At 61.0% G+C, this 13,839-nt stretch carries 11 protein-coding genes; 2 read left to right on the top strand and 9 right to left on the bottom strand.

All coding sequences use genetic code 11. From position 1 onward, the window contains the following. Nucleotides 1-22: 22 nt before the first annotated feature. From cyoE to hmpA, 7 genes are all read right to left on the bottom strand, one after another. Nucleotides 23-910 (bottom strand): heme o synthase, encoded by an 888-nt coding sequence (cyoE, locus tag BM110_RS16815; protein WP_003194050.1) that lies wholly within the window; start codon nucleotides 908-910, stop codon nucleotides 23-25. A gap of 11 nt (nucleotides 911-921) precedes the next feature. Further along, nucleotides 922-1,263, bottom strand: coding sequence for a cytochrome o ubiquinol oxidase subunit IV (gene cyoD / locus BM110_RS16810; RefSeq protein WP_016979640.1), 342 nt, complete (start codon nucleotides 1,261-1,263; stop codon nucleotides 922-924). Next, the gene (locus tag BM110_RS16805) at nucleotides 1,263-1,889 is read right to left on the bottom strand and encodes a cytochrome o ubiquinol oxidase subunit III (protein WP_058426759.1); all 627 of its coding nucleotides are present in this window, start codon (nucleotides 1,887-1,889) and stop codon (nucleotides 1,263-1,265) included. Before BM110_RS16805 ends, cyoD begins: the two co-directional genes overlap by 1 nt. Nucleotides 1,890-1,892: 3 nt before the next feature. Further along, the gene (cyoB, locus tag BM110_RS16800; protein WP_071489204.1) at nucleotides 1,893-3,911 is read right to left on the bottom strand and encodes a cytochrome o ubiquinol oxidase subunit I; all 2,019 of its coding nucleotides are present in this window, start codon (nucleotides 3,909-3,911) and stop codon (nucleotides 1,893-1,895) included. A 3-nt stretch (nucleotides 3,912-3,914) separates the two neighbouring features. Beyond that, the gene (gene cyoA / locus BM110_RS16795; protein ID WP_071489203.1) at nucleotides 3,915-4,856 is read right to left on the bottom strand and encodes a ubiquinol oxidase subunit II; all 942 of its coding nucleotides are present in this window, start codon (nucleotides 4,854-4,856) and stop codon (nucleotides 3,915-3,917) included. Between the two features lie 791 nt (nucleotides 4,857-5,647). Further along, on the bottom strand, nucleotides 5,648-6,154 hold the full coding sequence (locus tag BM110_RS16785; RefSeq protein WP_058426762.1) for a disulfide bond formation protein B: 507 nt from the start codon (nucleotides 6,152-6,154) through the stop codon (nucleotides 5,648-5,650). Between the two features lie 213 nt (nucleotides 6,155-6,367). Continuing rightward, entirely contained in the window at nucleotides 6,368-7,549 is a 1,182-nt protein-coding gene (hmpA, locus tag BM110_RS16780) for an NO-inducible flavohemoprotein (RefSeq protein WP_092249340.1), read from the bottom strand. Between the two features lie 147 nt (nucleotides 7,550-7,696). Between hmpA and norR the strand changes: the two genes are divergently transcribed. Then, nucleotides 7,697-9,220 (top strand): nitric oxide reductase transcriptional regulator NorR, encoded by a 1,524-nt coding sequence (gene norR / locus BM110_RS16775; RefSeq protein WP_093128297.1) that lies wholly within the window; start codon nucleotides 7,697-7,699, stop codon nucleotides 9,218-9,220. 111 nt (nucleotides 9,221-9,331) lie between these two features. Here norR and BM110_RS16770 read toward each other — a convergent pair whose 3' ends face one another. Then, complete coding sequence (locus BM110_RS16770; protein ID WP_093513861.1) at nucleotides 9,332-10,234, bottom strand: DMT family transporter; 903 nt, start codon at nucleotides 10,232-10,234, stop codon at nucleotides 9,332-9,334. Nucleotides 10,235-10,372: 138 nt separating this feature from the next. Here BM110_RS16770 and BM110_RS16765 point away from each other — a divergent pair, with 138 nt between their 5' ends. Continuing rightward, nucleotides 10,373-11,248 (top strand): helix-turn-helix domain-containing protein, encoded by an 876-nt coding sequence (locus BM110_RS16765; RefSeq protein ID WP_093128292.1) that lies wholly within the window; start codon nucleotides 10,373-10,375, stop codon nucleotides 11,246-11,248. Here the strand turns inward: BM110_RS16765 and BM110_RS16760 are convergent. Beyond that, nucleotides 11,245-13,740: a LuxR C-terminal-related transcriptional regulator gene (locus BM110_RS16760; RefSeq protein ID WP_093513860.1), complete on the bottom strand. Its 2,496-nt coding sequence runs from the start codon at nucleotides 13,738-13,740 to the stop codon at nucleotides 11,245-11,247. The genes BM110_RS16765 and BM110_RS16760 overlap by 4 nt on opposite strands. Nucleotides 13,741-13,839: the final 99 nt, after the last annotated feature.

Raw genomic sequence — 13,839 nt, 5'->3', positions numbered from 1 at the left:
GGCTTTTTCACTGCAGGACCACTCAGTGAGCGTAGGTCAGCAGCAGCTCTTTCGGCACTTGGAAATCCAGGGACATCATCACGCTCAGCGCGGTGATGGTGAAGATCGAGAACACGAACAGCTTGCGCGCCCAGACGGTGTCATCCACCGCCTTGTAGCCGGTCCAGGCCATGTACAACCAGTACATGCCCATGGCGGCGGCAACGGCAAGGTAGCTCATGCCGGCGTAGCCACTGAAGGTCAACATCAAGGTCGCCACGAGGAAGGCCAGGATGTACAGCAGGATGTGTTTCTTGGCGACCTGGATACCCCGTTTTACCGGCAAGACCGGAATCGAAGCAGCCAGGTAGTCGTTGAAGCGGAAAATCGCGATGGCGTAGGAATGCGGCATCTGCCACAGGCTGAACATCACCAGTAGCGTCAGCGCGGCCATGTCGAAGCTATTGGTTACAGCCACATAACCAATCACCGGCGGCATCGCCCCCGACAGACTGCCCACCAGCGTGCCGTGAACCGACTTGCGCTTGAGGTACAGGCTGTAGAGGCCGACGTAGATGACAAAACCGATCACGGCAAACAGCGCCGCCAGCGGGTTGGCCACCTTGTACAACAACGCCACACCGGCAACACCCAGGACGGTCGCATAGATCAGTGCCAGTTTCAGGGAGATGAGGCCCTGGACCAGCACACGATTCTTGGTGCGCTCCATCTTGATATCGATGTCACGGTCGATGCAGTTGTTGAACACACATCCGGAAGCTACCACCAGGGACGTACCGATCATTGCAGCCAGGAAGATGGCCAGATCGACATGTCCCTTGGAGGCCAGGAAGAAACCGCCCGCCACAGAAAGCACGTTACCGAAAATGATCCCCGGTTTGGTGATTTGGATAAAGTGCTTAAGCGACATCGGGTCTTACCTCACTTCGCCATCATGAACGTATGGATGCTGAACATGATCCATATCGACAGGCCAACCAGCAGTACGATTACGATCCCTGCGAACACGAACGCAACCACGTTGTCGCGCTGCTCCTTGGAACGGTCCAGGTGCAGGAAGTACACCAGGTGCACCAGAACCTGAATCACCGCGAATGCCAGCACGATCATCAAGGTGATCGACTTCGGCAGGGTCGGGTACATCACCAGACCGAACGGGATGAGCGTCAGGATTACCGACAGGATGAAGCCGATGGCGTACGACTTGACGCTGCCGTGGCTTGCATCATGGCTGTCATGGTCATGGGAGTGTGCATTAGCCATTACAGAGTCCCCATCAGGTAAACAACGGTGAAGACGCAGATCCAGACCACGTCCAGGAAGTGCCAGAACAGGCTCAGGCAGGTCAGGCGAGTCTTGTTGGTGTTGGTCAGGCCGTGCTTATTGACCTGATACATCATCACCGCCATCCACAGCAGGCCGGCAGACACGTGCAGACCGTGGGTGCCTACCAGCGTGAAGAACGCGGACAGGAAGCCGGAACGGTGCGGGCCGTAGCCTTCGGAGATCAGCAGGTGGAACTCGTTGATCTCCATGCCGATGAAGCCCAGGCCGAACAGGAAGGTCAGGGCCAGCCAGCTCAGTACGCCTTTCTTGTTGCCCTTGTAGAAGGCCAACATGGCGAAGCCGTAGGTGATCGAACTGAACAACAGCAAGGCGGTTTCGCCGAGCACGTAAGGCAGTTCGAAGATGTCGTGGCCCGACGGGCCACCCGCTACGTTGTTTACCAGTACCGCGTACACCGCGAAGATCGACGCAAACAAGATGCAGTCGGTCATCAGGTAGAGCCAGAAACCGAAAACGGTCATCGGCCCCGAGTCGTGGTGATGGTCATCGTGCCCATGGTCATCGACATGGGCGTGTCCAGCATTGGTCACTAAGTTCGACATGGTTTAAGCCTGTTCCAACGAGGTTTCAACACGGTTGGCCGGGATCTTCTTCTCGGCTACCAGGCGAGCGTGCTGCTCGGCTTCGATGCGCTCGATCGTCTCGACCGGCACCATGTAGCCTTGATCATCACGGGCAGCGTGAATGATGAAGTAACCGATAGTGCCCACCAGGCTCACGATTGCCAGCCACCAGATGTGCCAGATCATCGCGAAACCGAACACGGTCAACAACGCGCCCATCACCACGCCAGTGGCGGTGTTGTTTGGCATGTGGATCGGTTCGTAGTGCTTCGGACGCTGGTACGCAGTACCGTCTTCCTTGGCTTCGGTGAACGCATCAATGGTGTTCGCGGTAGGGATCACGGCGAAGTTGTAGAACGGCGGTGGCGACGAAGTCGACCATTCCAGGGTGTGGCCATTCCATGGGTCGCCGGATTCGCAAGCGTTCTGCTTACGGTCACGGATACTCACGTACAGCTGGATCAGCTGGCAGGCGATACCCACGGCGATCATCACCGCACCGAACATGGCGACGTACAGGTACGGCACCCACTCAGGGTTGGTAGTGGCGTTCAGACGACGGGTCATGCCCATGAAGCCCAAGGCGTAGAGCGGCATGAACGCGACGAAGAAGCCCGAGATCCAGAACCAGAATGCAGCCTTGCCCCAACCTTCGTGCAGCTTGAAGCCGAACGCTTTCGGGAAGTAGAAGCTGAAACCAGCGATGTAACCGAATACCGCACCGCCGATGATCACGTTGTGGAAGTGAGCGATCACGAACAGGCTGTTGTGCAGGACGAAGTCAGCACCCGGGATGGCCAGCAGTACGCCGGTCATGCCGCCGATGGCGAAAGTCACCATGAAGCCCAGGGTCCACAGAACCTGGCTGGTGATACGCAGACGGCCGTGGTAGATGGTGAACAGCCAGTTGAATAGCTTCACCCCCGTCGGGATGGAAATCAGCATCGTCGCCAGGCCGAAGAAGGCGTTGACGCTGGCGCCCGAACCCATGGTGAAGAAGTGGTGCAGCCACACCATGAAGCCCAATACGGAGATCGCGCCCGATGCGTAGACCATCGAGTGGTGACCGAACAGGCGCTTGCCGGTAAAGGTCGAGATCACTTCGGAGAAGATACCGAACGCTGGCAGGATCAGGATGTACACCTCAGGGTGACCCCATGCCCAGAACAGGTTCACGTACATCATTGGATTGCCACCAAGTTCGTTGGTGAAAATGTGGAAATCCAGGTAACGGTCAAGCGACAGCAGCGCCATGGTAGCTGCCAGGATCGGGAACGAAGCCACGATCAGGACGTTGGCCCAGGTGCAGGTCCAGGTGAAGATCGGCATGTCCATCAGTTTCATGCCAGGGGCGCGCATTTTCAGGACGGTGGCCAGGAAGTTGACCCCCGTCAATGTCGTCCCGAGCCCTGATAACTGTAGCGCCCAGATGTAGTAGTCCACACCCACGCCCGGGCTGTACTGGATACCCGACAATGGCGGATACGCAACCCAACCGGTCTTGGCGAATTCGCCGACGCCCAGGGACACGTTGATCAGCACAACACCGGAAACCAGCAGCCAGAAGCTCAGGGAGTTCAGGAACGGGTAGGCAACGTCACGGGCACCGATCTGCAGCGGCAAGGCAAGGTTCATCAGGCCGGTGAAGAATGGCATTGCCATGAAGATGATCATGATCACACCGTGGGCGGTGAAGATCTGGTCATAGTGTTCAGGTGGCAGGTAGCCAGGCGAACCCTCGGTGGCCATGGCCAACTGGGTACGCATCATGATGGCGTCGGCAAAACCACGCAGCAGCATGACCATGGCAACGATGACGTACATGACGCCGATTTTCTTGTGGTCGACGGACGTCAGCCACTCGGTCCACAGGTAGGTCCACTTCTTGAAATAAGTGATTGCTGCAAACAGTGCCAGACCACCCAGCGCGATCATGGCGATGGTCACCATCACGATCGGCTCGTGGAACGGGACCGCATCCCAACTTAATTTACCAAACATCGTTTACTCCTCTGCCCCAGCAGTTGAATGCGAGCCCGTGTCAGAACCTTCAACCACGGCCACTTCTTTCTTCTCGTGCTTGACCGGCTTGCCTGGCTTCATACCTTCGTACTTGTCGACGATTTTCTGAAACAGGTTCGGCTCATACGCGGAGTACAGGGCGACTGGGTTGTTCTGGCTCGGTTTGGTCAGGGCATCGTATTCAGCTTGATCAAGCTGTTTAGGTGCGGCCTTGACTTCGGCTACCCAGGCGTTGAAATCTTCCTGGCTCGTCGAGATCGCTTTGAATTTCATGCCGGTGAAGCCAGCGCCGCTGTAGTTCGCGGAGATGCCTTCCATTTCAGCTTTTTCGTTGGCGATCAGGTGCAGGCGGGTCTGCATGCCTGCCATCGCGTAGATCTGGCCACCCAGGGCAGGGATGAAGAACGAGTTCATCACAGCGTCGGAGGTGATCCGGAAGTTGAGCGGGGTGTGCTCGGGGAACTTGATCTCGTTGACCGTGGCGATACCCAGGTCCGGGTAGATGAACAGCCACTTCCAGTCCAGCGCGACCACTTCGATGTTGATCGGCTTGACGTCGGACTCCAGCGGACGGTACGGGTCCAGCTCGTGGGTCGACTTATAGGTGATGTAACCCAGGGCGATGATGATGAGGATCGGGACCAGCCACACCGCGATTTCGATCTTGGTGGAGTGCGACCACTTCGGCGCGTAGGTCGCGCTGGTGTTCGACGCGCGGTATTTCCAGGCGAAGGCGAAGGTCATGATGATCACAGGAACCACGACCAGCAGCATCAGCAGGGTGGCGGTGATGATCAGGTTTCGTTGATCCAGACCGATCTGTCCTTTCGGGTCCATCAAGGTCCACTTGCAGCCTCCCAGCATTAACATCATGCCAAGCAGCGGCAAAAAGCCTAGTAATCGGGGGTACCTGTTTTTACTCATCTCACGACCTCTAAAGCAGCTTGCGCAATGCAGTTGGGTTTTGATCGCCAACACTTCACCCTGCCAAGGGTTGGCATTTCTCTTCGATTGAATAAGAGCCTGCCCATCACGTCATAAGGGAACGTTTCACGGACCTGCGGTGAGTTCTTATTCGATTTCGTGGTTAAAGGCCTTGTTACAGACCAATTCCATTTGGTGCGGATAGTTGAAAGGCTGCCGGAACCTTGGGGTCGCACAGAGCCGTCCATCTGCCCTTCGACCGCTCCAGTGCTCAAATATTGAACAGCACCGGACATTCAGTGCGGGCGATTGTAGTTAGCTAGCGATGTATAAACCATGTCTTATAAAGAAATAATTTTTATCGATTACAGCAATAATCCTTCACCATTATTGCAACGGTTCGCGATCTTATCGTGTTCGATTCTCAACAAAAACCACAAAAATTGCCGTGTTATAGGGCAGCCTGCCGCCCCCCTTACCGCGTGTAAGGGGCTGCCAAACCGATGCAACCCCCCATAAAACAAGGCATTCGGACATCACCAAATCCCTGGCGCGGCGCGAGGTGCGCGGCCCTCCCAGCACCACGAACTGACAGCACATCTTGGCGGTTTTATGCAAATTTAAGCGGGTGTTCGGCGGGTCAGAATCGTCCTGCGGCGGCTTCCGTGTGACAACATGTCGCACACTGCGCGCACCCAAAATTGTCCGGCGTCACGTTCCGTTCACAAATTCCCACACGCAAAAACGCCCCGGCCTTCATGAAGAAGCGCCGGGGCGTTTGAGTGAATGATTCAGGCTTTGCGCTGGCGATTGCGATAGATGCCCAGCGGTACCAGGATCACGGTCAGCACGAAGGCCACCAATGCCCATTGCGCCAGGGAAAGCCCCAGTACGGGCGGGTACGGTGTGCTGCAGAAGCCATCGACCTGGAAGCCCAGGGGGAACACCTTGGCCAGCGGCAGGTCATCGACGATCGGTTGCAGCACATCGATGCCGCAACTGACCTGGGGGAAGAACTGGGTGTACACGTGATGACCGGCGGCGGCGACACCGCCAAGGGCGCTGAGCACTACCAGGCCTTCGAACAGCGTGATCGCACCTTTTTTACGCATGGCCGCGCCGATGAACGCGAAGATCGCGATCAACAGCAAGGCATAGCGTTGCAGGATGCACAGCGGGCATGGCGCCTCGCCGAGTACCACCTGCATGTACAACGCACCGCCGATCAACGCCAGGCAGATGATGCCCAGCAACACCAGAAAGCGCCGCTCCCTGCCTAAACGCAATTCGTCACTCATCCCCGTATCCCTTTGTTTGGTTGTGCCAATGGGCGCAAGTTTACACACAGGCCACCGTTTAAACAGAGGGGGGTTAACAGCGGATTAATCCAGAGAAATGTTGTGACGGGGCGGACGCCATCGCGGGCAAGCCCGGCTCCCACAGAGGAATGCGATCCCCTGTGGGAGCCGGGCTGAACTGCGATGATGCCGACCCGGTGTATCGGCTAAACCCTATTCCAGCGCCGCAGCCGGGCCAAAGAATTCGTAGCGGCTTTGCTGCTCAGGCACGCCCAGGGCCTTGAGGTGGCGCTTGATCGCGACCATGAAGCCTTTAGGGCCGAGGAAGTAGGCGTCCAGGTCGCGCTGCTCGGGCAGCCAGGCGGCCAGTTGTTCCTGGCTGAGCAAACCCACCTTGTCCGCCGCAGGGCTCACCCCATCGTCTTCGGTGTAGCAGTAGAAGCGCTTGAGTTGCGGATGCTTCGCCGCCAGGGCGTCCACCCAGTCACGAAACGCATGTACGCCGCCGTTACGTGCACAGTGGATAAAGTGCACCGGGCGCTCGGTGGCCAGGGCGGCTTCGAGCATTGGCAGGGTGGGTGTGATCCCTACCCCGCCGCTGATCAGTACCAGCGGCTTATCGCTGGCCGCCAGGGTGAACTCGCCCGACGGCGTGAACAGGTCGATGGTCGCACCGACATGCACTTGGTCGTGCAGGTAGTTGGACACCCGACCACCCGCTTCGCGCTTGACGCTGATGCGATACATCCCGCTATCGGTCAACGCCGACAGGGAGTAGTTGCGGCGCACTTCCTCACCGTCGAGCACCAGCTTCATGCCGATGTACTGGCCCGGCGCGGCGGCGAGGATCGGGCCATTGTCCACAGGGGCAAAGTAGAAGGAGATGATCTCGTCGCTCTCGACCACGCGCTTGACCACGATAAACGGCCGCGCCCCCCGCCAGCCACCGGGTGCCTGGGCTTTTTCGGCGTAGATCGCAGCTTCGGCGCCGATCAGGATATCCGCCAGTTGGCCGTAGGCCGCGCCCCAGGCACTCATGACTTCAGGGGTGGCAATCTCGCTGCCCAGCACTTCGCAAATCGCACGCAGCAGGCAGGCACCGACGATCGGGTAATGCTCCGGCAGGATCTGCAGGGCCACGTGCTTGTTGATGATCTTGGCCACCAGGTCGCCCAATTGGTCGAGCTGGTCGATATGTCGCGCATACATCAACACGCCATTGGCCAGGGCACGGGGCTGGTCGCCGCTGGCCTGGTGAGCCTGGTTGAACAGCGGGCGGACTTCCGGGTACTCGGACAGCATCATGCGGTAGAAATGGGTGATCAGCGCTTCACCGCCGCTTTCCAGCAGGGGCACGGTGGATTTGACGATGGCACGGTCTTGGGCACTAAGCATGGGAGCCTCCTGGGCTTCTTTACTGATTGTCTTTATCTACTCAGTATTCGTGCCAACCAATAATCCGTTTATTTTCAATTAGTTAATTCACATGTAGTCAGTATGACCTCCTACAGCTTATAGTCATTAGGACTACAAGGAGTCATTATGACTGCGCAATCGCTGCTCACCACCCTGCTGCCCCTGGTCGCCGACCTGTCCCGCGAACTGCCCGAGGGCGAACGTTACCGCCGCCTGCTGCAAGCCATGCGCGCCCTGTTGCCCTGCGACGCCGCCGCGCTGTTGCGCCTGGACGGCGAGTGGCTGGTGCCGCTGGCGGTGGACGGGCTCAGCGCCGACACCCTGGGTCGGCGCTTCAAGGTCAGCGAGCACCCGCGCTTTGCCGTGCTGCTCGGCAGCCCCGGCCCCACGCGCTTTGACAGCGACAGCGAATTACCCGACCCCTACGACGGTCTGGTCGATGGTTTGCACGGGCACCTGGAAGTACACGATTGCATGGGTTGCCCGCTGTTCGTCGACGACCAGCCCTGGGGCCTGCTGACGCTGGACGCCCTCGATACCGAGCGTTTCGAACGCGTGGAACTGGACGCCCTGCAGGCGTTCGCCAGTCTCGCTGCCGCCACCGTGAACGTCGCCGAACGTATCGAACACTTGGTCCTGCGCGCCGAAATCTACCGCGAGGCCAGCGGCCAACAGCACAAGGAAATGATCGGCCAGAGCAAACCCCACAAGCGCCTGGTCGAGGAAATCAAGCTGGTGGGCGGCAGCGACCTCACCGTGCTGATCACCGGTGAAACCGGCGTGGGCAAGGAGCTGGTGGCCCAGGCCATCCACGCCGCCTCAACCCGCGCCGACAAACCGCTGATCAGCCTCAACTGCGCCGCCCTGCCGGAAACCCTGGTGGAGAGCGAGTTGTTCGGCCACGTACGCGGCGCCTTTACCGGCGCGTTGAACGAACGTCGTGGCAAGTTCGAACTGGCCAACGGCGGCACGCTGTTCCTGGATGAAGTGGGCGAACTATCACTGACCGTACAGGCCAAGCTGCTGCGCGTTTTGCAAAGCGGCCAGCTGCAACGCCTGGGCTCGGACAAGGAACACCAGGTCGATGTGCGCCTGATCGCCGCCACCAACCGCGACCTGGCCGACGAGGTACGCAACGGTCGCTACCGCGCCGACTTCTACCACCGCCTCAGTGTGTACCCGCTGCAGGTCCCGGCGCTGCGTGAGCGCGGACGCGATGTGTTGCTGCTGGCCGGTTTCTTCCTGGAGCAGAACCGCTCGCGCATGGGCCTGGGCAGCCTGCGCCTGACCAGCGATGCCCAGGCGGCACTGTTGGCCTATAACTGGCCGGGCAATGTGCGGGAGCTGGAACACTTGATCGGACGCAGCGCACTCAAGGCGCTGGGTAACTGTCGCGAGCGTCCGAAGATTCTCAGCCTGAACGCCCAGGACCTGGACCTGCCCGATGTCAGCGCACCGCTGGTTGAAGAATCCTCCGAGGCGGTCGCCCCGGTGACCGGCGACCTGCGCCAGGCCACCGAACACTTTCAGCGCCAGATCATCAGCGCCTGCCTGGAACGCCACCAGCACAACTGGGCCAGTGCCGCCCGCGAGCTGGGCCTGGACCGTGCCAACCTCGGGCGGATGGCCAAGCGCCTGGGCCTCAAATAACCCAGGCAACTGGTTCACATGTGGGAGGGGGCTTGCCCCCGATGGCAGGGGATCAGTGCTGGATGGGCTGGCTGTCACACCGCTATCGGGGGCAAGCCCCCTCCCACATTTTTAGATTGCCTTTGCCTTGAAGGCCGGGCTCGCTGGCTTGGGCTTACGAAACACCAGCACATTACCCAGCATCACCAGCACCAACCCCGCCAACGCCGGTGCGGTCCACTGATACCCCTCGGCAAACGCCGACACATTCAGCGCCACCACCGGGAACAGCACGGTGCAATAGGCCGCACGTTCCGGCCCCATGCGCCCGACCAGCGTCAGGTACGCGGTAAAGCCGATCACCGAACCTGGAATCACCAGGTACCCCAGCGCACCGATGTAGCGCGCACTCCAGTCCATCTCGAAGGGAATCCCGCGCACCGCGCAGTAAGCCGCCAGCATCGCCGATCCATAGGCCATCCCCCAGGCATTGGTAGTCAGCGGCTTGAGCCCGGCCTTCTGCTGCAGGCTGGACAGCATATTGCCGGCCGAGAAGCACATCGTCCCCAGCAACGCCAAGCCCAGGCCAAGCAAGGTCTGCGGGCTGGCGGTGTGCCCCACCAGCTCCGGCCAGAACAGCAGGCCCAACCCCGCCAGACCGAGGCCGCCGCCCATCAACACATTGCGCGCCACCCGCTGGCCAAAAAACACCCGGGCGTTCAGCGCGTTCCACAGCGTGGCCGTGGAAAACACCACCGCCACCAACCCGCTGGGGATCCATTGGCTGGCCGTGAGGAAGCACATGAAGTTCACGCAAAACAGGCACAGCCCCTGGGCCAGACAGATCAGGTGCCCGCGTCGGTTCATCACCTGCAACCTGCGGCTCACCAGCAACAGCGCAAACAGCACCAACGCCGCCAGGGTGAAGCGATAGACGATGGACACAGGAATCGCCACCACGCCCAACTGCCATTTGAGGGCGATCCAGGTGGTGCCCCAGATCAGCACGGTGAGTAAATACAGAGAAAGGTTCATAGCGGGCTCCATCGGTTGAGCCACAGTGTGGCCGCCGGCCTGGGATGCGCTCTTGCACAATCTTGCGCTTTTGTCGGCCAATGGGATCACAGCAATAACCCTGCGGAGTAGGATGCAAGGCGTCGGAGAGTACGAACCATGCCAGATCTGGAATCCCTGCAAGTCTTCCAAGCGCTTAACCGTTCGCCCAACGCACGCCTCGAAGCCTGCGCCGAGCTCGGTGACGGCTTGTCTGCGGCGCTGTGGAGCAACCATCACGACTCGCAGGACTACCAGGCCCCCAGCCATCACACGTTATCCTGCTACATCGGCGGCGGCACCGGCACGTTTCGGCGCGACCAACCCGGCACCAAGGGCGGCCCCGACAAACTGTGCATCCTGCCCGCCGAACACCAGTCAGCCTGGGTGATCAACGGCGAGATCCGCCTGGCCCACGTGTATTTCAGCCCGGAGCAATTCGCTCTCGGTTGCGTTACCCTGCTCGACCGCGAACCGCGCGCCCTGCAATTGCGCGAAAGCACCTTTCTGGAAGATGCCGGCCAGGCGCGACGCTTTCACCAGCTGATTGCGCTGAACTGGCAAGAACCCGCCGAGCGCCTGCTGACCAGCAGCCTGGCCCATGAAATGCTCAGCCACACGCTGCTCAGCCAAGTGGGCGCACGCGACGGGCTGCGCCTTAAAGGCGGGCTGGCGGCGTACCAGCGGCGGCTGTTGGTGGAGTACATCGACCAGCACCTGGAAGACCCGATCAGCCTGGGCCAACTGGCCGGCCTGTGCGCACTCTCGGAATACCATTTCGCGCGGATGTTCCGCCAGAGCTTCGGCCTGCCGCCCCATCAGTACCTGCTGGCGCGCCGCCTGACCCGCGCCCAGGCGCTGCTGCGCAGCGGCGCCCTGCCCTTGAGTGAAGTCGCGTTGATCTGCGGTTTCTCCAGCGCCAGCCACTTCACCCATCGCTTCCGCCAGGCCATGGGTGCCACCCCCGGCGAATATCGCCAGGCCTTCAGCGCCTAGGTCATCAACCCCAGGGTCTTGGCCTTGGCCACCGCTTGCGTACGCCGCTCCACCCCCAGCTTGCTGTGGATGCGCCGCGCATGGGTCTTGACGGTGTGCAGGGAGATAAACAGGCGGTCGGCGATTTCCAGGTTGGAGTTGCCCAGGGCGATCAACTGCAGCACTTCCAGCTCGCGTTGGCTCAGGGGATTCTCCGCCGTGCCCGACACGGCGGCCTGGGGCTCCATGCCCAACTCACTGAGCAACCCCGGCGAGCGCAACCGCAGTTCGCGAATCGCCTGCTGCACCTGGCAGCGCGCCGCCAGCTCAAGCCCGGTTTGCAGCGAGCGGCGCGCCTGACCTGGGTCGCCGACTTGCCAGGCGACCTCACCCAGTACCAGGTGCAATTCGGTTTCCAGGCAGAGCATGCCGCGTTGATGGGCCGCCTCCAGCAAAGCCGTCATACGCGCCACCGGTTGCTCGGCGCAGCCCAGCTTCACTTCCGCCAGCACCAGCAAGTATTCCAGGCGCGGGATCAGTTCCAAGGTGGCCGGCGGCGCCTGTTTGGCCTGGGGACCACGAAAGTGGCGAAGCACACGACGCACCGCTTCCACCGTCAACTCGGCGCGCCCCTGCTGCAACCAGAAATGCCCGCTGACCAACAGCAGCACCGCGCGGTACACCGTGTCGGGGACCTGGCGCTGTTGCATCAAGCGTTCGGCCTCGCGCAGTTGCACAAAGGCCCCGGCGTAGTCACCACGGTTGGCGGCCAGCAGGGCCAGGCCGAGAAACCCGTAGAGCACGCGCTTGTCCTGGCTGTGCAGGCACATCTTCATGCCGCTCTCGAAGCACTCGGCAGCCAGGCTGTCCTGGCCCTGACGCAGCGCCAGGTGCCCGCGTCGCAGGGCGATACGCCCCACCAGCGGCCCGGCTTTCAGGCGTTGCTTGAGCAACATCGCCTGCACATTCTCCAGCAGGCTCTGCGCGCGATACGGGGCGCCGCGCTGCTCCAGCAACTGCGCGTGATCCAGCTCAAGCAAGGCCTCGAGCAGCAACGATCCATGGGCGCGGGCCAGGCATAACGCTTCGCGGCTCAGCGCCTGGGCCACGTCCAGTTCGCCGCGCAGCAACGCTTGCTGGGTGAGGCCCGACAGGCACATCAGCCGCGACGTCCAGGCGCTGTCGGGCAAGGCTTGCAGCGCTTCGAGGAAATGTTCGCGGGAGCGCTCGGCATCGCCGCCCAAGTGCAGCAGCCAACCCCACTGCGCCTGCCAGCGCGCCAGCAGGTAGCGTTGTTGCACCGCCGTCGGTTGCGGCGCAAACCGTGCCAACTGGTCGATGCATTGCGCGGCCTGGTCGAAGCGCCCGGCGAACAGCAACGCCGCCGTCACCAGCCCCACCAGTTGCGCCGAGCCGAGCATCAACTCTTCACCATGCTCTTCATGCAAGCGCAGCATCAATACGGCGTTCTGCTGGCGGAACAGGTCTTCGAAACTGAAGTGCTGTAGCAGGCTGACCGCCACCTCGTATTCTTCGGCCAGCAGCGCGTGCTCGAACGCGGCCTGCCAGTCCTGTTCGGCGGTGAACCACTGGCAGGCACGCCGATGCCAGGAACGCTTGGCCGGCCAGGGGTCATCGCGTATCAGCCGGGCAAGCGGCGGGAAAACCTGCAACCACTCGGTATCTTCCCAAGGCTGGATAAAGGCGCCGAGGGCCTGCAGCTCGCGCAGGTAGTGGTCACCGTCGCCAAAGCCGAACAAGTGCTCGCACAATCCCGGATTAAAGCGTGGCATGTGTGCCAGCACGCGCCAGGCTTCCGTCAGCTCGGGCGGCAAAGTGCTGAACAGTTCGTGCTGCAAATAATCGAGCAAGGTTTTCTGCGGATGGCCGTCCCCCAGCAACGCAATGCGCACGCCGGCACACCAGCCGGCGCTGAACTGAAACACGCTGTCCGGTGACTGCCCCAGCGGGAGCAGTTGCTGAATTTCTTCAAGGGTGAACGCCAACTCAGTGCCGCCCTCCAGCAACTCATCGTCGAGCAGCAGGCGCGGCCAGTTGCAGGCTGGACGGCGCCGCGCCCCCAGCCACCAGGTCAACGAGGGGCTGCTTGCCGTGAGCAGGCGGTCGAGCAAGGCATCGGTTTCTGGGGTGGGCAAGCGGCAGAAATCATCGAGGAACACCCATGCCGATGTTGGCCAGCGGCCAAGATCCGACAGCAGCGTGGCTTCGTCAGTGAACGCCAAGCCGAGGTTTTGCGCCAGGCGCCGGCAAAGGTCGAGGGGGCTCAGGGCGACGCCATTGAGCGGCAACCAGTACACCTGGCATTCCGCGGGCGCCTGTAACGCGCATTCGGCCAGCAACGCACTCTTGCCACTGCCGCCGGGGGCGCACAGCAACTTGACCCTGACCGGCGCGGCGAGCAAAGGCTCGGCCAGGCGTGGGCGCAACAGATGGTGGGCGGACAGCCGAGGCATGAATCCAGGACGGTCCAGGCAGCGTGTCATGGCGGTCATTGCTGCATCCTGCGTTCTTATTGTTATGCAACGTGACGCCTACCCTAGTCCTGTGGTTGGTGGTTGTTGAAGAAGTATTCAGCGGGGTGATTTCCAGCC

The organism is Pseudomonas sp. NFPP28, assembly GCF_900115535.1.
Classification (GTDB): Bacteria; Pseudomonadota; Gammaproteobacteria; order Pseudomonadales; family Pseudomonadaceae; genus Aquipseudomonas; species Aquipseudomonas extremorientalis.
Note: the sequence above shows the minus strand (reverse complement) of the source record. Positions and strands in the feature narration are given on the sequence as shown.